This window comes from Psychromonas arctica DSM 14288, from assembly GCF_000482725.1.
Lineage (GTDB): Bacteria > Pseudomonadota > Gammaproteobacteria > Enterobacterales > Psychromonadaceae > Psychromonas > Psychromonas arctica.
On record NZ_AXWP01000001.1, the window covers coordinates 97,208 to 116,825 of the forward strand.

Below are 19,618 nucleotides of genomic sequence, written 5' to 3' on the forward strand. Positions count from 1 at the left end.
AGACAAGGTTTGATATCATTAAAGGATCTGTGGATTAATATTCACTATTCATCATAAGATGAACCGCCCTGTGCGGAGCCGCATGCAGGGTGGTGTGGGGGCTGGAGGTTAGATACCTCCGGCTACCCGATTATGTTTAAATTGTGCTAGCTAATGCTGAAATAGCTTTTTGGGCTTCTTCAAGCTTTTTAGCTCGTCTCATTTTCTCTAATTTATCATCAAGAATAATCTCAATTCCTAATTTAATTACGGGGAATGCAGCTAGGCATTCATTTTCACTAAGCTCATGTATACCTTTGCTTAAAATTGAATACATGGATTTGTTTTCAACCAAAAAATGGGGTAGTTCAGAACTAAGTATCTGAATTTTCTCATTCATTCTTGCTTTAATATAAGAGCTTTCATCCCATGTAGCAGAGGCTTCTGCTTTCCTATGAGCTTCTTCAATCAAGAACTCAAAGATCCGCCTCAGATAAACAAATGAACCAACACCAACTCCATGTGCCGCAAGCCCAATAGATTTAGTTAACTCTTTGAAATATTTTTGCTCAAGTACTTTTGAATATTTTTTAACATCAAATAAATTCAAAGAAGCTATAGAGGGTAATTGACCTATTTTTTGAATAGTTTGACCTTGCGCTGTAAATAGAAAGAAAAGGATATGGCTGGGATTTCTACTACACTTTAGCTCTACTACAAACCTTCCAACATTCACCCAACTATCGGCTCTAGAGCTTGTAGTGTGAGTACCTCGCCAATGACGTGAAAAAATACTATGTTGATTACACTTAGGACAATACGTGTCGAGAGTCTCATCGAAATAAAATAACTTTCTCCCATCTTCTAGTTCTTCGTCTTCAAAAGTAATCGTTTCATACAAAGGTAAATCAATTAAAAACTCTTTGGGAGTTGGATATTTTTGTTCGTGGCTCAAATTTGAGTCTCCTTTAAACATAACGCCGCAATAAGCGGATTAAAATAGTGGGTTAAAATGTGGAGCGAAGCGAAACGTAACCCACTGTTTTAGTTCCGTTTAATTGCCTTGTTAGCTCTTTGCCGATATTTGTTCAATGGTCAAGCTTGAACCCAGCTCAGATTCTGTATCATATTCTAAGCTTGCATCTATATATAAGCGGAAGATAAATGATAGCTTCACAACATCGCCATCTATTTCAATGTTATATATTGATTTGATCGATTCTATTTCATCTACATGTTGCTTAAATTCTATTAAATCAATTGTTACGACCAAATCAACTCTGCGCATCTCGTAGAAGCAACTAATATAAACACTTTTCTCTGGAAGGCGGCTAACGTAATGAACATCAGGATCTTCTAACCCCTCGAAAATATCAGGAACAATCTCTATTACATCAGTTAGCTTATCAGAAAATACCTGTGTGCCTAATAAATCACTAATATCATTGTTTTTCATATTCTTAAGATAATTTTCTGTTTCTTCAATCAGAAAATCTTCTAAGTCATCAAGTATTTCTTCACGGTTAAAGGCATGTTCAATTTTATCAACATTCTCTTTTATAAAATCGAAAATATTTAAATACGGCTTGATCGTTGCCGTAATACCAATTTCGTCAATGTCTTTTTGCAAATCGCCATTAAAAGATAGAACCTTATTTTTCTTTTCAAAAAAATCATGCTTATTGTTTGTAATGAATGCAATTTCACCTTCAACATTCTGAGCTTTTAAATAACTTAAAAATGAAAGCCAGATCAACGTGTCACGGTAACCTTTCTCTTCACCAGTAAATGGTTTTACTAATTTCAATGCTCTTTCAACAACCTGTTGATGTGGCACCTCATCGTATGAAATATTTTCTATACAATTAACCTTGTTTTTTAATATAGATTGAACGTCATACTGAGTTATCCCCAAGCTTTCAATCGAAAAATCAACATCTCGCTTGTTAAGTTTATTGACTCTGTTAATCAACCTATCAATCTCAGTTGTTGTTTCTAACAGCTCTCGCTCACGAATATTATTCACTTCCTGAGCGACTAATTTTGATAATAAAAGGTCTAATTCTTCATTATTTAAGTAATGAAACAATAGTTTGAAGTTTGCATTGTCGACGAACCAGTTGTTGTAAAATGCATTTGTGTCTAGAAAAACTTTCATGAAAATCTTCTTTGAGTAAAACTACGAATAAAGTAGAGAGAGCTAACGCCGCAAATAACCGGGCGCAAAAAACGCGAAGCATTTTTTGTGATCCGAGTTAATTTGCTTTGTTATACAGGCTTTCACAGACATACCACTCTATATCTTCAGCTTTATTTCGCCCTATATTATTTTTGAATGCAACTAATGCGCTATCACTACCAGCTTGAATCGCTGTAAGCAATAGACCGCGACTGAACAAATACATGCCATGCTCTTTAACGGGACTAAAAGTCCACCAAAGAAAATCAAGATAATTGTATTTGTATCTTTGAAGATTATCTGTTCTTAACCAGAGCCATGTCCTATTCAAGGGGCCTAGAATTTCTCCAGTTTCAAATAGATGAATCTTTTTATTTTTTACGTTTTCGTCAACATTGAAGAAGGCCCTTGGGGATGAATTAAAAACTACTGCCTCAACCCCTTCAATTCTTTGAGCCATGTTTAATGCTATCCCACCGCCTAATGAATGACCTGTAACGTAGATTTCCTTATTTGTATTTTCTTTAACAAACTTACTTAAGTGCTCAAATGCCTCTGAATACTGATTCGGCTCAACTAATGCGAAATTAGTTGCCCAATCGTTCCCCTCTGAAAAATCGGTACCTTTGTAAACCACACTATATTTTTCACCAGAGTTGAAGTTATATACATCAATAACTAAACCACTATCACTTTCATACCTAGATTCTAGTTCCCAGCTTGGAATTGCATAATATGGCGATGAACTATCACGATACACATTGCTAGCCATTAGAGAAAAAACATAATAATCCTTAGCTCCCTCAAGCTGGTAGTCCGACATCCAATCAAAATACCTGTAGTTACAAGATAGGTATTGTAAATCAGTGTGCTTCCTCAACTGATGCTCAGGATGATCTTTTGATTCATATGTATGGTCTATTTTTCTGAAGTTCGATGTTGTGCAACCCGCTGACATCAGCATTATTAAAATTACGATTGTCCTATTCATTCCGGCTCCCTATGATTTATGGGCCTGTATAACAGCTTATTTTAATTTGACAAAATTAATTGAACATTACACTTAAAAATTAACAAATCAATATCTTACGATAAATTATCAAATACTCATCATGTAAATAAACAGAATAATTCCGCATTTTCGACGGAAATACGGAATAACAACTACACTGTATATAAAAACACCATTTTGTTACGATGAGGAAATGAAAATGAAATCTCCATTTTTAAGTGCCGTTGCCGAAAATATGCGTTTAAAGTTTTATGCAGAAAAAACCATTAAATCTTATATTCATTGGATAAAATCCTACATCTATTTTATTAATAAGCAGCACCCATTTAGTTGCCATAATACCGAAGTTGAGTCTTTTCTTTCCTACCTTGCTAACACAAAAAAAGTAGCTCCACCTTTCTATTCTAAATAACGTCAGGCACTAGCGCTAAACTCATTAGTTTATTTATATCGCGAGTTTTTGGATAAACCATTAACGTTAGAATTAAACTTTAATAAAACAAGTACACAACCGAAACTGCCCATCGTATTAACCCCTGAAGAAGTTACTAGCTTATTGAGAGAAGTCCCAGCAGCGGTCTCACTGCCTTGTTATTTATTATACGGTAGTGGATTAAGGTTAATGGAAGCGGCTAGATTACGAATTCAGGATCTTGACTTTGATTATTTATCGATCAATATTTGGCATGCTAAAGGTGGTAAACATAGACGTGTAACCTTAGCGCCAGAACTCAAGCAGTCTTTACAAAATCAAATAATGAAAGCTAAGTTGTATTATCAAGAAGATATGCAAAGAAGTGATTATAAAGGTGTCTTTTTACCTCATGCATTAGCGGGTAAATACCCGAATGCTGCTAAAGAATTTAAATGGCATTATTTATTTCCTTCAGTGCGCCTTTCTATAGAGCCAGGGACTAATAATTTAAGACGCCATCATATTCACGAAACAAATATTCAAAAAGCGATTAAATATACAGCGCGTAAGTTAAACTTTAATAAGCAAGTTACTTGTCATACTTTGCGCCATTCTTTTGCAACACATCTATTACAGCGCGGTGCTGATATCCGCACGGTTCAAGAACAATTAGGGCACTCCGATATCCGTACTACACAAATTTACACTCATGTATTACAAGCTGGTGCAAATTGTGTAAGAAGCCCGCTATCCGATTTAATGATTGATCAAAAATAAGACAAGCTTAATTGTTATGTAAAAAGAATATTCTTTAAGGCTTTTAGTACCTTAGAAATAACAAACCTAATAATTTATCATGCTGTTTTGTGCCGTTTTCCAAGTTTTAACATTAACCCGAACAACCCAGAACGGAACGATAAATTTGTGGCTAATGGCTTAGCCACAATATAACTACATCAGTACAACTACACCAACCTCTAATTTATCTATTTTATCGAACAGCTTTTATTTATCTCAGAACTCGCTTACTTATAAGCTAGGCGCCATGTATAAGCCGTAAAATAAAAAGCTACCACCCAAAGCGATTAACAAATCCTCCTCAATCTTTATTAGTGGAGATCTAGTTAACACTTTAACTTGCTTGAAGGAAGATAAGGGTAGGCACTGAGGCTAATTTTGATTACAGTAAAATGATTTAGTTATTTAATTTCAAAGTGTTAGATAGGTTACTGATTCTTCTTTTTATATGTCCCCTTTTTTAGGTGACAGTCTGAATGGACCAATTCATATAGAGTTACTTACTATAAAAAAACACTATTTACAGCACAGACTATTGATGAGTTAGGAGATTATTTTATGCAATACCATTTGAATGGTTTTAAACCAGGTAACTATCAAATTCCAGATTCGATTAGAAAGCCGGCCCCTACTCCACCTATTGTAGACCTGCCAAAAGAGGTCGATGTATTGATTGTGGGTTGTGGACCTGCAGGCCTAACAATGGCAAGACAGCTGTCTGAATTTAATGATATTACAACCTGTATTGCTGATTTAGAAGATGGCCCACTGCAGTTTGGACGTGCCGATGGAATATCATGCCGTACTATTGAGATTATGGAAGGCTTTAACAGCAGTGAAATGATTGTTAAGGAAGCATATCGATTAAACCAGAATACATTTTGGGAGCCAGACAGTGAGCACCCAGAACAAATTAAACGCACACATAAAGTAGCAGATGCGCGCATTGGTTTGTCTGAGTTTGCACATGGTATTGTCAACCAAGCACGTCTGCATGAATTGTTATTAGAGGGCATGAAAAACTCGGTGACTGGTTTGGTTCCTCATTATAGTCGACGACTCATTGAGTTAGATGTTGATCAAGACCTAACTCAAGATTTAGATGCGCACCCTATTACAGCAAAATTTGAATTAAATGATGGGTCTGACTCTCCAAAAATAGAAATTGTTAAAGCTAAATATATTGTAGGAACGGATGGCGCACGGAGTTCAGTTCGCCGTGGCCTATCAATTGACTTAAAAGGAGATTCCGCGAATAAAGCTTGGGGTGTGATGGATCTATTATTAGTGACAGACTTTCCTGATATTCGTGTTAAAAGCTTTATTCAATCAAAAGAATTTGGTGCTGTGATGACTATCCCGCGTGAAGGTGGGTATTTAGTCAGATTCTATATTGAGCTTGGGTTGTTAGGTAAAGATCAACGTGCGGCGGATCTCAACCTTAAAGCAGAAGATGTGATCGCCAAAGCACAGCAGATTATGCACCCATATAAACTCGATGTTAAAGAAGTTGCTTGGTGGTCTATTTATGAAGTAGGCCAACGTATTGCTGAGAAATTTGATGATACTCCCTTAGATAATCCTGATGGTCGTATTCCACGCGCATTTGTTGCGGGCGATGCCTGTCATACTCATAGCCCTAAAGGCGGTTGGGGGCTAAATACGTCTTTACCGGATACTTTTAATCTCGGTTGGAAAGTCGCGTCCGTTTTACAGGGTAAATGTAAGCCTGAATTATTACAAACCTATGCCATTGAGCGTCGTAAAGTGGCGTTGCAGTTAATAGAAGCAGATAGGCAATTATCAAAACTGGTTGCCACACAACCAACGTCGAATGAAAGCGCTCCAGAAGCGAAAACCAATACCGCAGATATTGAAAAATTTATGGCCAAACAAAATGGCTTTGTTTCCGGAACCTCAATTGAATACAACCCTTCTTACATTTGTATGGGAGCAGAAAATCAACAGTTAGCCACCGGCTTAAAAATTGGGCAACGTTTTCATTCTGCTGAAGCTATTCGTGTTGCAGATGGTAGAAGAGAACATTTAGGTCATTTAAATAAAGCCGATGGCCGCTGGAGAATCTTTATTTTTGGTAATAAACAAAATCCAGGTGATAGCTCCTCTGCGGTGTATCAATTGGTAGAGTTTTTAGCGACGGCAGACTCATCACCTGTCAAAAGATATACACCAGCGGATGCAGACATTGACTCAATATTAGATGTCTACGCAGTGTTCCAGCAAGCAGACCTGTCAATTGAGAATATGCATGACTTCCTATGGCCCGCTAAAGGTATCTATGGGTTAAGAGATTATGAGAAAGTATTCCATGCAGAGCCAGGTAACGATGTTTTTGAACTACGTGGTATAAACCGTGAGCAAGGTTGTATGGTTGTTGTTCGACCTGATCAACACATTGGCAATATATTAGCGTTAGATGAACATGAGAAACTAGCTGAGTTCTTCGATACGTTTATGATCCCAGCAAATCAATAGATCACTTTTAACTCTCTAATACCATGCTTCTGTGGCACAAGTTGAACAAGGAGGTTCGACTTGTTATCCCGAGCTTGATAAAAGCGCGTTTTTTATAGGTGATCGCGCTACTGGTTGCAATACCTACGTCAGCTCCCACCGCTTCCATTTTTTTACCACACAAAATACCTTGGCAAACTTGGCGTTCTCTTTCTGAAAGAAACGATAAAGGTCCATCATTATTAATTTGTTTAGTTAAACGAAAATGCTGGCTAATAATGGCAGCCAATAAGTTTGCTTCACTAGGATCATTAAAAAGGCGTTGCTGCATAAAGGATTGACGGCCTTTGCGGCGATAAAGGTTAATATAATATTTACCCACTTTATCAGCCGTTAAAATACTCACCTTATCAGCAAGGTCACTTTGTTTAAAAAAATGCTCTTGATAACTATCTACCATACCGATTTTAAAATCTTGAAAATGCGATATGGTTGTTTCACCAACAGGTAAAGCGTTCAAAAGAGGGAAGTTTGGATCGGAATTGTAAGCCCCTTCAACGTAAGCATTCGATAAATTACGAGCAAGTAAATCGTCGTGAAAATCACGCGAAAGTAAACACTCGATAGTAGATCGCTCTCCCAAGAAAAAGACCGAACATTGGTCTGCACCAAAATAATGTTTAATCATTTCAAAAAACGGTAGATAGAATGCGTCTGTACCCGCGTGTTGAATGCAACGCGTTGTATAGTCGAGTAAATTCGTAGTTGATTCACTCATTTGATCACTTTGAAATTTTTCCAAAATATGTACCTTCTATAAAGTTTGCCAATGAAATATTAGGGGTTACTCGCACTATGTTTAAAAACCGATACCGAAAGGTTGAAAGTAGGCGTCGCCAACAGCTGCACTACTACAAACTATTATTTAATGACTACAAATGATTATTTAGCTACTGCAAACGATTGCAAAATAATACGATAAACAATGAGCAGAAAATGATAGTCATATAGGAATATTAACCATCACTTTTTATATGCTTAGGTGGGTTTTAGTCGTTAAACTTACCGACTAAGATAAATGCGATGATGATATGAATATTATGTTCAAATGTTAATAATTAATTGCACTAACTAATGTTTAGAAACTAATAACTCGCTGTAATTTCTTTTCCATCTTCATCACAATATTGACTAGCAAGATTACGCAAAGACGTTGCTAATAAACTTGCATCCACACCCACACCAACAAAACTAGCTCCTATTGCGGCATAGCCTTCAGCCAATGTTTTATCAACGGCTAATACTCCTGCTGCTTTGCCTGCTTTTAAGATTGTTTTAATGCCTTTTTCAACGGCAGCAACCACTTCTGGATGTCCTGGATTACCAACATAACCCATAGAAGCTGATAAATCAGAAGGACCAATAAACACCCCATGAACACCGTCGATATTAACGATCTCTTCTAAATTATCGATAGCTTGCTTAGTTTCCGCTTGCACAATAAGGCAAATTTCATCGTTGGCTTTTTGTAAGTAGCCTTCAATACCGTTCCAATGTGCAGCGCGTGCCATCGATGTACCCAAACCTCTAATGCCTTGTGGTGGATATAAAGAGTCTTTCACTAACTGCTTCGCTTGATCTACAGTATTAACCATAGGTATCAATAAAGTCTGTGCACCAATATCAAGTAACTGTTTAATACTCGCAGTCGTTCCTTCCGGCGGTCTTACTATCGCAGGCACATCATAAGGTGCTATTGCTTGTAAATGGCTTTGGATACCTCGTAAGTCATAGGGAGCATGTTCTGCATCGATTAACAACCAATCAAAACCAGCACCGGCACCTATCTCTGCACAAATGGTGTCTGGTAATCCCATCCACAACCCAAACTGGGTTTTGTTGGACTTTAATGCTTGTTTAAATTTATTTTTTGGTAATTTCATTAACAGCCCTTCTTAAACAAAATGACAAGAGATAGTACCTAATGGACCGTAATCAGCATTGACTGTATCACCGGCTTTCACCGCCACTGGCGCAGTAAAAGAGCCTGATAAAATAATCTGCCCTGGTTCAAGTGAAATACCGTGTGGTGCAAAACGTTTAGCAACCCAGCAAATACCATTAGCAGGATGATTAAGAACCGCTGCCGCAAGGCCTGTTTCTTCAACTACGCCATTAATATTTAAGATACCACCACACCAACGTAAATCCATATCTAATGGCTTAATTGGGCGGCCACCTATGATGATCGCAGCATTACCTGCATTGTCAGCCACGGTATCCATCACTTTTCGAGTGTAACCTGTTTCAGGGTCCTTACGATGAGTTCGAGCATCAATCAATTCTAACGTAGGCACCACATAGTCGGTCGCATTTAATACGTCAAAGATGGTGACGTTTTCACCTTCCAAGCGATCTTTTAACACAAAGGCAAGTTCTACTTCGATTCTAGGATCACAGAATTTAGACACATCAATTTGATCACCATCGTTATAAACCATGCTATCCAGTAATACACCAAAATCGGGTTCATTAATGTTTAATGCTTTTTGCATAGCACGTGAAGTGTATCCAATTTTGTAACCGACCACTTTTTGGCCTTGTTCTATTTTTTTATTAACCCAACTTTTTTGAATTGCATAACCATCTTCTAAGGTCATATCAGGGTATTTAATTGATAATGGTTTACCTTGTGTAGTACTCGCTTCTGCTTGTAAATGGTCAATTGCAGCTTGTTCAATGATTTGTTGACTGAGCATAAAAAAACTCTCCCCATTAATTTTTATTATTTCGCAAGATAGTCACGAAGGTTATTTTTATTAAATTTATGTTCCGGTAGCTCAGTAAGCTCAAATGAAATAGCCAGCCCCTGATTATCATAAATACTCGCTAGATGGTCGGTTAGCACCGAAAATAAAAGTTTAGCAGCGCTGCCTTTCTGCTCTTCGGTTCGCCCTGAACCAATACGCACATTTAGATGAACAAATCCAAAACTTTTTGTGCCATCGGCAATTCTGAATTGTTCGCATTTATGAGCGCGGCAGCGGATCCCCGCTAAGGGAAAAATCCCCGTAGAAACAGCTGTATCAATTAAATCTGAGAACAAGGTATCTACATTCAGTTGCTTATCTTCTAAATTGCCAGAGTGTTCTAGTATAAAATGTGGCATCGTAAACCTCTCTTATTCAACTGGGAAAATGGCGTTAATTTGGCCGGTGCCAGAACTACCAAAGTAAGGAGTCACAACTTCAACCTTACCCTTGTATTGATCCCACCCTAATGCTCCAAGTAACATCGCGGTATCATGCATAAAGCCTTCGCCATGACACTTAAGTGCATACTCAGGTAACATTTCAGTGAAGGTTGCCCACTCACCTTGCTCCCACATCTCAACAACACGGTGATCGATATTTTCTAACAGTGGTGACCATGTTTTGTGTAGATAGTGTTCTGATACGCCATTTTGAGCAAAACGATGCGATAATGAACCTGAAGCAAAAATAGCAACGGTGCCATCATATTCTTCTTCAATGGCTTTTCTTAATGCCGCCCCCAGTTTTGCACTATCGTTTAAATCATGAACTTGGCACATGGCAGAGATCGACACGACTTTAAAATGTTTATCTTCATTCATATAACGCATAGGTACTAACGTGCCATATTCCATACCTAATGTTGTATCAGAATGTGCTCTTACGGCTACACCCTCTTTGTTAGCAACATCAGCGATTATGTCGCCTAATTCAACATTACCATCATAGCTGTAGGGCATATTTTTAATAAAATGTGGTAGCTCATTACTGGTATAAATACCCTCGAACTTTGGCGCATTATTAATGTGATAACCAGAATTAACCAACCAGTGCGTATCAAATACGACAATGGTATCCACGCCTAATTCTCGACAACGGCGTGAAATTTCTTTATGACCTTCAATAGCCGCTTCACGACAACCTTTATGCTCACCTTCCATCTCAGATAAATACATTGATGGGACATGTGTTATTTTGGCAGCAAATGCAAGTTTACCCATTTGAGTTTCCCTTATTATTAAAGTTTAAAGTGCGCCTAAAACAGGTACTTTATGTGTGCCATGTGCAATACACACGTTTTTAGTTTCCATATAAAAATCGAAACTCCAATCACCACCATCACGGCCGATACCTGATGATTTAATACCACCAAAAGGAGAAGGTAAGTTACGATTATTTTCAGAGTTAACCCATAACATACCTGACTCAACTTGTTTTGCCATTCGCATTGCTCGGCCTGTGTTCTCTGTCCAGATATAACCCGATAAACCATAGTCTGAATCATTCGCAATATTGATTGCTTGTTCTTCTGTTTCAAAACCAATAGCGGTTAATACTGGGCCAAATATCTCTTCACGCGCGACACGCATTGTATTATCCGCATCGGTAAATAAAGTAGGTGATACATAATTGCCAGTCCCTAAATCAACACGATGAATTCCACCTACTTTAGTGGTTGCGCCATCTTGTTGTGCAATGGTCATATAACGCATGACTTTATCAAAGTGTTCTTTGTGTACTAATGGCCCTACTTCCGTATTAGGGTCTAGTGGATGCCCTACTTTCAAGTTAGCAACGCGTTTCTCTAGTGCAGAAAGGAATTTTTCTTTAATGCCATTTTGAATTAATAAACGGCTTGAAGAAGTACAACGTTGACCATTCAGGCTATAGATCATGAATACAACCGCATCTAGCGCACGCTCAAAATTAGCATCATCAAATACAATAACAGGGTTTTTTCCTCCTAATTCAAAATGCACACGTTTTAAGGTATCAGCTCCTTGACGCATAATATGGCGGCCCGTTGCTGAATCGCCCACTAAAGCGACTGCTTTTATCGCAGGGTGTTCAGTCATACGCTTACCCACCGTAGTGCCCAAACCATTAACTGTATTCCACACGCCATCGGGGATCCCAGCTTCTTTGGCTATTTCAGCCATCAACATAGCACTGAGTGGCGTTTTTTCTGCAGGTTTATGGACGATAGTACAACCAGAAGCCAAGGCCGGTGCTATTTTCCATGTTGCCAACATAAATGGCGTATTCCAAGGTGTGATGATACCAACAGGACCAATCGGCGAGCGTATAGTGAAGTTGGTATGTTCATCTTGATGAAGAGATAAACCATTTTGTGCTTCGGCCGCTTTATCAGCAAAGAATCTAAAATTAGCCGCGCCACGGATCGCCGCCTGTTTCATAAATCGTATCGGTTGACCACAATCCATTGATTCTACTAAAGCGATTTCATCCGCTCGTTCAACTATTTTATCTGCAAAATGATGTAGGAGCTTTTTACGCTCTGCGCCAGGCATATCACGCCATGCAGGAAACGCTTTTTTAGCCGCTTCACATGCTTTATTCATATCGGCCTCAGTGCCCTCTGAAACTTCACCAATAGAGGTGTTATCTACTGGAGTGAAATTAGTGAATGTACTCTGGTTACTATAAAACTCGCCATCAACAAAGTGCCCTAAAGGTACATTTTTAAATCGTGATAAATAGTTTTCAGCTCTACTTAAGTTATTTTCAAATTCAGACATGAGTCACTCCAATTTATAAATTAATTAAAATATGTTCAGATAAAGTGTTTTGATAAAATTTTAGTTAACAGGTTAAGTATATTTATTTTAAAGGTCAACCCCAGTTCTCCTCTTATGAATAAAAACGAGATTTGATACACATAATGAATATAAAACACAAAAAATTGCGGGTAATTAGTTAACGTGTTATGTTTTAATTGATTTTTTTAATGAGGGGTCCAAAATGAAATTTCTAACATTTGTTCGTGAAGGTAAAGAGTCTTGGGGAGTGATAAATGATCAAGGTGTTATTGACCTAGGTAACTTAGTAGGCGGGAGTTTATTGCAAGTACTACAAGATGATAAACTTGAAGCAATGAAAAAACTGGCTAAAGCACTGGACGTGGATTATCAAGCAGAAGAAGTTGAGTTTTTACCACCAATCAGTAATCCAGGAAAAATTGCCTGTGTTGGCGTTAACTACGCAAACCGAAATGCTGAATATAAAGATGGTTCTGATGATCCAGAGTATCCAAGTTTGTTTTTACGCACACCAGACTCATTTACAGGCCATGCCCATCCCCTTATTAGACCACCTGAATCACACAAACTCGATTACGAAGGCGAAATAGTGATCATCATTGGTAAAGAAGGTCGTCGTATTTCAGAAGACGATGCTTACGACCATATTGCTGGTTTAACTATTATGAATGAAGGCACACTTCGTGACTGGGTTCGCCATGCTAAATTTAATGTTACTCAAGGTAAAAACTTTATTCACTCAGGCGCGATTGGCCCATGGATGGTCAGTGCCGATGAATTTACAGCAGAACAGTTTGAAAACTTGCGCGTCACAACACGAGTGAATGGTGAAGTTAGACAGGATGATACAACTGCGAGTATGATGTTTCCTTTTAAATATATCATTAGCTACTTTTCAAAGTTCTTCCACTTAAAGCCTGGTGACGTTATTGCAACGGGTACACCAAATGGTGCTGGTGCGCGTTTTGAACCGCCTCGTTACCTAGCACCGGGTGACGTGGTTGAGATCGAAGTAGAAGGTATTGGTACCTTAGTTAATGGTGTTAAGGACGAAGATTTATAATTATGACTAAAAGACTCCGTAGTTTCGAACGTTCACTGCCAATGACTCTATTGCAGACAAGAGAAGCAGTGATGAAAAAATTCATTCCATCACTAAAAGAACATGGCTTAACACCACAGCAGTGGCGTGTGATCCGAGCTTTGGAGCATGAAAATGGCCTTGACATCAGCACTATTGCAGAACGTTGTTATTTGCTTATGCCAAGCCTATCAAGAATTATTACGTTTCTAGTAAAAGAAAAGCTGGTTGAACGTCAAGCTTCCGAGCATGACCAACGTAGATCAAAAATATTACTAACTAATTTGGGCCGTGAACTGTTTGCTAAAATCGCACCAAAATCTATTGAACGTTACATTGCGATTGAAGAAAAATTCGGCGTCAGAAAATTAGAGCTTTTATATGAATTGCTAGATGATTTGATCCAAACTTTAGAAGAGAGTGATTAATGAATAATTTAATCGATTCAACCTTATTAAAATCGGGTAGTTACCTTAACGGTAAATGGATAACTAAAGCAGAAACACAGGCTGATGTCCTTAATCCTGCAACAGGTGAAGTTATTACTACACTTGCACTGTCCAATGAACAAGATACAAAAACAGTCATTGATGATGCAAATACTGCATTTCAAACGTGGAAAACAACATCAGTACAAACACGTTTTGAATTATTAAAAAAATGGTTTGACCTGATCATCGCAAATAAACAAGATCTTGCTGCGATCATGACGATGGAACAAGGTAAAACGCTTGCGGAATCACTTGGCGAAATCGATTATGGTGCTTCTTATGTTGAATGGTTTGCAGAGGAAGCTAAACGTATTTACGGCGATGTGATCAATTTACCAGGCCAAGACAAACAAGCTTTAGTCATTCGTCAACCTGTCGGTGTTGTTGCTGCTATCACACCTTGGAACTTTCCTAATGCAATGATCACTCGTAAAGCAGCGCCGGCTTTAGCTGCAGGTTGTACGATCATTATTAAACCCGCACTAGAAACTCCTTTATCTGCATTAGCATTAGCTGAATTAGCAGAGCGTGCAGGTATTCCTGCGGGGGTAATCAACGTGATTGTTGGTAAATCACGTGACCTAGGTAAAGTATTAACTGATAGCTCTATTGTTCGTAAGCTTACGTTCACAGGCTCAACACCTGTTGGTAAAGTGCTGATGAAACAATGTGCAGATACCGTTAAAAGAACTTCAATGGAATTAGGCGGTAATGCACCACTGATTATTTTTGATGATGCCGATATGGATAAAGCGATAGAAGCAACACTTGCTTCTAAATACAGAAACTCAGGTCAAACCTGTATTTGCGCAAATAGAATATTGGTTCAAGATGGTATTTATGATCTGTTTGTCACTAAACTTAAAGCAAGAGTTGAACAATTTAAATTAGGTAATGGATTTGATCAAGGTACCACACACGGTCCGTTAGTATCAGAAAAAGCAGCTAATGATGTTAATAATTTGGTTCAGCAAGCAATCAAACAAGGTGCAAAAGTTGAAATTGGCGGCAATATATCAGATTTAGGAAGTTGCTTTTTCGAGCCGACTATTTTGACCAATCTTGATGCCAAAATGGATATTTTTAGAGAAGAGATATTTGGACCTGTTGCGCCGATCTTCAAATTCCATAGTGAACAAGAGGCTGTTGATTTAGCCAATGATACTGAATTTGGGCTTGCTTCCTATGTATTTACCGACAACATTAGCCGTGCATGGCGAATGGCTACCAACATAGAATATGGCATGGTTGGTATCAATGAAGTGGCAATTAGCTCTGCAATGGTTCCCTTTGGTGGCATCAAAGAATCAGGTAATGGCCGAGAAGGCTCAAAATACGGTTTAGATGATTACACAGAAATGAAATACATCTGCTTGGGCGGTCTAGGTAGTTAATAGCTTTTAAACCTTTGTTAACAGTTTTAAGGAGTAACGTTATGATTTATAAGGTTACTCCTTTTCATTTATAGCTTTACTATTCACAGCAATACTATCCATCACGCAAAGCTTTTACCTCGTGTCACCCCCTTATATAGTTAATCAAATGTAACCTAGTCATTACACCTGTTTATTTACTCCCTCAAATCAACCTAATTTTTATTTAAAACAAGTACTTTATTCGCTACTCCCTCTAGCTAGAAGAGGCCATTAAGCCATCAATAAGGCGATGACCTATATAAAGGTCCTTCTTGTATCGTCGTTATAACTCGCCATGAAAATCAGCAAATCAAGCATACAAAGTCTCTAAGTATAAATTGCAGAGCGAATGGATCATTTGAGATTTAATAACCAGATGTAATCACAGAGAACGTGCTTGCCTCAAAGGTTCATTCACTTAAAATCAGGCATTGTCCGCTATCTTAATGTTCTATTAATGCTCCAAAGGTAAGTAAAAAAGGTAAGTAAAAAAGGTAAGTAAAAAATATTTGGGTTGGTAATGAGTATGTAAGAGTACGAGTAACACTGAGCTGTTAATATTAGAGGCAGTTGTTGTTAGATCACCCCACAAACTAAAAAGCCTGCCAATAATAAAACCACTTAAAGTGATCGTCTTATTGACAGGCTTTGGATAGAAAAATCATAAACTAAAGTTAAGTTACTCTTTATCTGTTAATGGAATGATTAATAATGGACGTTTAGAATTTAACATCACTTTATTGGCCGTTGAGCCAGTGAAGAATTGCCCCGCAGATGAAGAGGTACGAGTGCCCATAACAATAAGGTCCGCATCCATTTCATTAGCAACATTAACAATGGTCTTCCAGGCGATTCCTTCTTCAATACGGGATTTTATTTTAGTCATTTTTAATACGTCGGATTCTTGCATTTCTGATTTCAAAAAGTCATCTACTCTTTTTTCAAGCTTGTGCTTCAAATTTACCAAGCTTTCGTTATAGAGTTCATCTAAATCAGCTTCTTCAATGAGGTCATTAATCCTAGATTTAATCGCACTACTTATCGGCTCTATGACGTGTAAGTAAGTAATTTCTGATTGATATCGACCACATAGATTAACCGCAGCTCGTAGTGCTGGGCGAGATCCTTTTTCGATATCAGACGCATATAGTATTTTATTCACTTTTGATAACATAACTTATCCTTTGTTATATGAACGATCACGAATGTGAGGCTTATCTATATAGCCATATCGGTAATGCCATTGCGATCGGTGCTATCAAAGTAACCAATAATAACCTCACAATATCAGCACACCAAAACGGTGTTACCCCTTTGAATATAGTGCTAGCTTTAACATCCTTGAGCACCGCACTTAATACAAATACATTCATCCCCACTGGCGGTGTTATCAAACTAATTTCAGTCACCACCACCACTACTATACCAAACCACACAAGGTCAAACCCTAAGCTTTGCACTAATGGATAAAAAATAGGCACGGTCAATAACATCATAGAAAGGCTCTCAAATACCATTCCTAATACGATATAAATAGCCAGTATGACAAAAATAACTAACATTGGTGATATTTGCAGTTGGCTGACCATATTAAATATGTCGTCGGGCATGCCTGCACGGTTAATAAAGTCTGAATAAATAAGCGCACCAATAAGCACAGCAAACAACATTGCAGAAGTACGCGCAGTATCTGTTAATGTTTCAAATAAACCACTAAGAGAAAGCGAACGTCTACTTATCGCGATTAAAAATGCACCTCCAGCGCCCACACCAGCTGCTTCCGTTGGTGTAAATATACCGAAGTAAATACCTCCCATCACGATACCAAATAGAATCAATACTCCCCAAACCCCTTTTAACGCCGCCTTTTTCTCTTGCCACGACATTTTTTCACCACAAGGGCCTGTTTCAGGGTTACGCCAAACAGTCCACTTTACCGCACCCAAATATAAAAGAATGCCCATAAAACCAGGAATGAATCCAGCTGCGAATAGCTCACGAATACTGGTTTCAGTCATGATGCCATATAACACCAATATCACACTCGGTGGTATCAAAATACCTAATGTACCACCTGCTGCAATCGATGCAGTTGCTAGAGAGTCTGCATAGCCATATTTACGCATCTCAGGCATGGCGACTTTCGCCATGGTTGCAGAAGTTGCTAAGCTTGAACCACAAATTGCAGAGAAACCACCACAGGCAACCACCGTAGCCATTGATAAGCCACCTTTTTTATGGCCAAGAAATGAATAAGAAGCGCGATAAAGCTCTTTGGACAAGCCCGATTTAGTGACCAGATTCCCCATCAATATAAACAATGGGATCACCGATAAACTATATTCTTGTGCAGTGTCTGCTACTCGTTTTGCAGCCATTGATAAGCTACTATTCCAATTAAATGTCATCATGTTATCGAAGCTTAAGCCCTGCAGATAAGCAAATCCTGCAAAGCCTACTATTCCCATCGCGAACGCAATAGGGATACGTACGACAATAATAATTAATAACAGTATCGCAAAACCAATTAATGCAATCGTCATATTAAGCCTCTTTGTTTGTGGTAGATTTAGTTTTCTTTAATAGGTGATAAGTACCGTAACTAATCACTGTCGCAGCAGTTACCCAGCTCATTATGGCGATGTACTGCACCACGTATCCCATTGGAATAGCGAGAAATTCACTGGCCTCTGAACGCCTAATTGAGCGAGCACCTAGAAAGAATATTTTGGCCGCTAAATAGTATAAAGAGCTTGAAATAACCAATATTGAAAGAACACCCAACACTTTAACAATGGTTCCGCCTAAGAAATTATCCAACATATCAACAACAACATGACCACCACGCCAAGTAATAATTGGCATCTCAGCAAAAACTATGATTGCAATACCAATTTCTGTTAACTCACTTGCAGCATCTAAAGAGTTGTTGAACAGATACCGCCCGACCACATCAGTACAAGTAATAAACATCAGTAATAACAATGTAATACCAGCAATAAGCTCTAATGAGAAGGCAACCCATTTAATGGCCATACCTTGTTCTTCATAGTGTGCTGAAATCCAATTATTTAGCGTCATAATTAGTTACCGTAATTTTGTGCAATTTCTTTTAATTCATCCAAAGCTTGTTGACCTTGAACGCCAGTATCTTTAACACTTTCTACCCATTCAGCTTCTAAACCTTCGCTAATTTTTTGAAATTCTTGGCTAAGTTTTCCGCCTTTTTCAGCTTCAACGATATTACCGCCCATTTCTTTAGCGTATTGCTCACCTTTAACATCATCTTCATCGTATAAACGCCCTGCTAATGCAGATAGTTTTTCACCCGACACACTCATTATCGCATCACGATCTTTTTGACTTAAATTAGCTAGAAAATCTTCATTCATAAAAATAGAAAAACTTCCTAAGTACATACCGCCTGGTACTTTTAATACATTCGGTGCAACTTCAGCTAAACGTAACGCTTTTTGCTCATTAATAGGTAAAAATACACCGTCAATAACACCTTGTTGTAACATTTCATAAACTTTTGAAGCCGGTGCTGCGATTGGTGTTATACCTAAACGCTCTCCTAATTCACTTTGAATACCACCACCAATACGAATTTTCTTACCTTTTAATTGTGCAAGGCTAGTAATAGGATCGATGGTATGTACATAACCAGGACCATGAGTAAACATACCAATTAATGCTAAACCTTCGAATTCATGCGCTTTGGCAAAGTACTTTTGTTGTACTCTCCAAAGAGCAACCGAGGCAGCTTCTGCTTTAACACCTAAACCAGGTAGTTCAACAGCCTGTGGCAGTTTGAAGCGACCCGGTACATATCCGTGGTAACTAAAACCTGCTTCAGCAACACCATCTTCAACCAAGTCATAAATACTTTTTGGGTGACCCATACCGTATTCAACTTTTACAGTGACTCGTCCCTCTGTCGCTTCTTCCACCCATTTCCCCCAAGTTGGCCAAAAATCGACATTCATGGTGTGGCTAGGTGGTAACCAAGTTGCTACATGTAAAACTTGAGCTGCAGTCGCTGCTTTTGATATTACTAAGCTAAAACATAATGCAATCATAAATTTCAAAAAATTCGTTTTCATCATTATTGCTCTCCTTTGAGGTATTTAATTCGTTCAAAATGGGTTTAAAACAACCCCTTTCATTACTAATATGT

The 19,618-nt window shown here is 38.2% G+C and carries 17 protein-coding genes and 1 pseudogene; 5 read left to right on the plus strand and 13 right to left on the minus strand.

The features are described 5' to 3' along the window. Positions 1-136: 136 nt before the first annotated feature. The 3 genes from H592_RS0100430 to H592_RS0100440 form a co-directional block, all read right to left on the minus strand. Complete coding sequence (locus tag H592_RS0100430; RefSeq protein WP_245600340.1) at positions 137-934, minus strand: short-chain dehydrogenase; 798 nt, start codon at positions 932-934, stop codon at positions 137-139. 111 nt (positions 935-1,045) lie between these two features. After that, positions 1,046-2,137 carry a PIN domain-containing protein gene (locus H592_RS0100435; RefSeq protein WP_028866994.1) on the minus strand — a complete coding sequence of 364 codons (1,092 nt, stop codon included), beginning with the start codon at positions 2,135-2,137 and terminating at the stop codon, positions 1,046-1,048. Between the two features lie 97 nt (positions 2,138-2,234). Then, complete coding sequence (locus H592_RS0100440; protein ID WP_028866995.1) at positions 2,235-3,149, minus strand: Tle-like phospholipase domain-containing protein; 915 nt, start codon at positions 3,147-3,149, stop codon at positions 2,235-2,237. A gap of 220 nt (positions 3,150-3,369) precedes the next feature. Between H592_RS0100440 and H592_RS21200 the strand changes: the two are divergent. Together H592_RS21200 and H592_RS0100450 are read left to right on the plus strand one after the other, a co-directional pair. Beyond that, positions 3,370-4,362: pseudogene (locus H592_RS21200) on the plus strand (integron integrase). A gap of 579 nt (positions 4,363-4,941) precedes the next feature. Beyond that, positions 4,942-6,879, plus strand: a complete 1,938-nt coding sequence (locus H592_RS0100450) for an FAD-dependent monooxygenase (protein ID WP_028866996.1) — start codon at positions 4,942-4,944, stop codon at positions 6,877-6,879. Positions 6,880-6,886: 7 nt separating this feature from the next. Here the strand turns inward: H592_RS0100450 and H592_RS0100455 are convergent, their stop codons facing one another. From H592_RS0100455 to hpaE, 6 genes are all read right to left on the minus strand, one after another. Beyond that, a complete protein-coding gene (locus H592_RS0100455; protein ID WP_156916047.1) occupies positions 6,887-7,636 on the minus strand; it encodes a helix-turn-helix transcriptional regulator in 750 nt (249 codons plus the stop codon). Between the two features lie 367 nt (positions 7,637-8,003). After that, positions 8,004-8,801, minus strand: coding sequence for an aldolase/citrate lyase family protein (locus H592_RS0100460; RefSeq protein ID WP_028866998.1), 798 nt, complete (start codon positions 8,799-8,801; stop codon positions 8,004-8,006). A gap of 12 nt (positions 8,802-8,813) precedes the next feature. Next, on the minus strand, positions 8,814-9,617 hold the full coding sequence (gene hpaH, locus H592_RS0100465; protein WP_028866999.1) for a 2-oxo-hept-4-ene-1,7-dioate hydratase: 804 nt from the start codon (positions 9,615-9,617) through the stop codon (positions 8,814-8,816). 26 nt (positions 9,618-9,643) lie between these two features. Continuing rightward, positions 9,644-10,027 (minus strand): 5-carboxymethyl-2-hydroxymuconate Delta-isomerase, encoded by a 384-nt coding sequence (locus tag H592_RS0100470; protein ID WP_028867000.1) that lies wholly within the window; start codon positions 10,025-10,027, stop codon positions 9,644-9,646. 12 nt (positions 10,028-10,039) lie between these two features. Then, a complete protein-coding gene (gene hpaD / locus H592_RS0100475) occupies positions 10,040-10,891 on the minus strand; it encodes a 3,4-dihydroxyphenylacetate 2,3-dioxygenase (protein WP_028867001.1) in 852 nt (283 codons plus the stop codon). Positions 10,892-10,915: 24 nt separating this feature from the next. Continuing rightward, entirely contained in the window at positions 10,916-12,430 is a 1,515-nt protein-coding gene (gene hpaE, locus H592_RS0100480; RefSeq protein ID WP_028867002.1) for a 5-carboxymethyl-2-hydroxymuconate semialdehyde dehydrogenase, read from the minus strand. A 223-nt stretch (positions 12,431-12,653) separates the two neighbouring features. On the opposite strand from hpaE, the gene H592_RS0100485 reads away from it, so the two are divergent. The 3 genes from H592_RS0100485 to H592_RS0100495 are packed head-to-tail and all read left to right on the plus strand — an operon-like array spanning position 12,654 to position 15,417. Beyond that, entirely contained in the window at positions 12,654-13,514 is an 861-nt protein-coding gene (locus H592_RS0100485; RefSeq protein ID WP_028867003.1) for a fumarylacetoacetate hydrolase family protein, read from the plus strand. Positions 13,515-13,516: 2 nt separating this feature from the next. After that, entirely contained in the window at positions 13,517-13,960 is a 444-nt protein-coding gene (gene hpaR, locus H592_RS0100490; protein WP_037070655.1) for a homoprotocatechuate degradation operon regulator HpaR, read from the plus strand. Beyond that, positions 13,960-15,417 carry an NAD-dependent succinate-semialdehyde dehydrogenase gene (locus tag H592_RS0100495; RefSeq protein WP_028867005.1) on the plus strand — a complete coding sequence of 486 codons (1,458 nt, stop codon included), beginning with the start codon at positions 13,960-13,962 and terminating at the stop codon, positions 15,415-15,417. The genes hpaR and H592_RS0100495 overlap by 1 nt, the downstream gene beginning before the upstream one ends. Before the next feature lie 700 nt (positions 15,418-16,117). Here the strand turns inward: H592_RS0100495 and H592_RS0100500 are convergent. Genes H592_RS0100500 through H592_RS0100515 form a run of 4 tightly spaced genes read right to left on the minus strand, consistent with a single transcriptional unit; the run spans position 16,118 to position 19,547 of the window. Continuing rightward, entirely contained in the window at positions 16,118-16,612 is a 495-nt protein-coding gene (locus H592_RS0100500) for a universal stress protein (protein WP_028867006.1), read from the minus strand. 40 nt (positions 16,613-16,652) lie between these two features. Next, on the minus strand, positions 16,653-17,981 hold the full coding sequence (locus tag H592_RS0100505) for a TRAP transporter large permease (RefSeq protein WP_028867007.1): 1,329 nt from the start codon (positions 17,979-17,981) through the stop codon (positions 16,653-16,655). A 1-nt stretch (position 17,982) separates the two neighbouring features. Beyond that, complete coding sequence (locus H592_RS0100510; protein WP_028867008.1) at positions 17,983-18,519, minus strand: TRAP transporter small permease; 537 nt, start codon at positions 18,517-18,519, stop codon at positions 17,983-17,985. A 2-nt stretch (positions 18,520-18,521) separates the two neighbouring features. Continuing rightward, entirely contained in the window at positions 18,522-19,547 is a 1,026-nt protein-coding gene (locus H592_RS0100515; protein ID WP_037070657.1) for a TRAP transporter substrate-binding protein, read from the minus strand. Positions 19,548-19,618: the final 71 nt, after the last annotated feature.

What these genes read in the sequence shown, in the direction of transcription:
- H592_RS0100435 (WP_028866994.1), bottom strand. Translation starts at nt 2,137, where the DNA reads ATGAAAGTTTTTCTAGACACAAATGCATTTTACAACAACTGGTTCGTC.
- H592_RS0100440 (WP_028866995.1), bottom strand. Translation starts at nt 3,149, where the DNA reads ATGAATAGGACAATCGTAATTTTAATAATGCTGATGTCAGCGGGTTGC.
- H592_RS0100450 (WP_028866996.1), top strand. Translation starts at nt 4,942, where the DNA reads ATGCAATACCATTTGAATGGTTTTAAACCAGGTAACTATCAAATTCCA.
- H592_RS0100455 (WP_156916047.1), bottom strand. Translation starts at nt 7,636, where the DNA reads ATGAGTGAATCAACTACGAATTTACTCGACTATACAACGCGTTGCATT.
- H592_RS0100460 (WP_028866998.1), bottom strand. Translation starts at nt 8,801, where the DNA reads ATGAAATTACCAAAAAATAAATTTAAACAAGCATTAAAGTCCAACAAA.
- hpaH (WP_028866999.1), bottom strand. Translation starts at nt 9,617, where the DNA reads ATGCTCAGTCAACAAATCATTGAACAAGCTGCAATTGACCATTTACAA.
- H592_RS0100470 (WP_028867000.1), bottom strand. Translation starts at nt 10,027, where the DNA reads ATGCCACATTTTATACTAGAACACTCTGGCAATTTAGAAGATAAGCAA.
- hpaD (WP_028867001.1), bottom strand. Translation starts at nt 10,891, where the DNA reads ATGGGTAAACTTGCATTTGCTGCCAAAATAACACATGTCCCATCAATG.
- hpaE (WP_028867002.1), bottom strand. Translation starts at nt 12,430, where the DNA reads ATGTCTGAATTTGAAAATAACTTAAGTAGAGCTGAAAACTATTTATCA.
- H592_RS0100485 (WP_028867003.1), top strand. Translation starts at nt 12,654, where the DNA reads ATGAAATTTCTAACATTTGTTCGTGAAGGTAAAGAGTCTTGGGGAGTG.
- hpaR (WP_037070655.1), top strand. Translation starts at nt 13,517, where the DNA reads ATGACTAAAAGACTCCGTAGTTTCGAACGTTCACTGCCAATGACTCTA.
- H592_RS0100495 (WP_028867005.1), top strand. Translation starts at nt 13,960, where the DNA reads ATGAATAATTTAATCGATTCAACCTTATTAAAATCGGGTAGTTACCTT.
- H592_RS0100500 (WP_028867006.1), bottom strand. Translation starts at nt 16,612, where the DNA reads ATGTTATCAAAAGTGAATAAAATACTATATGCGTCTGATATCGAAAAA.
- H592_RS0100505 (WP_028867007.1), bottom strand. Translation starts at nt 17,981, where the DNA reads ATGACGATTGCATTAATTGGTTTTGCGATACTGTTATTAATTATTATT.
- H592_RS0100510 (WP_028867008.1), bottom strand. Translation starts at nt 18,519, where the DNA reads ATGACGCTAAATAATTGGATTTCAGCACACTATGAAGAACAAGGTATG.
- H592_RS0100515 (WP_037070657.1), bottom strand. Translation starts at nt 19,547, where the DNA reads ATGATGAAAACGAATTTTTTGAAATTTATGATTGCATTATGTTTTAGC.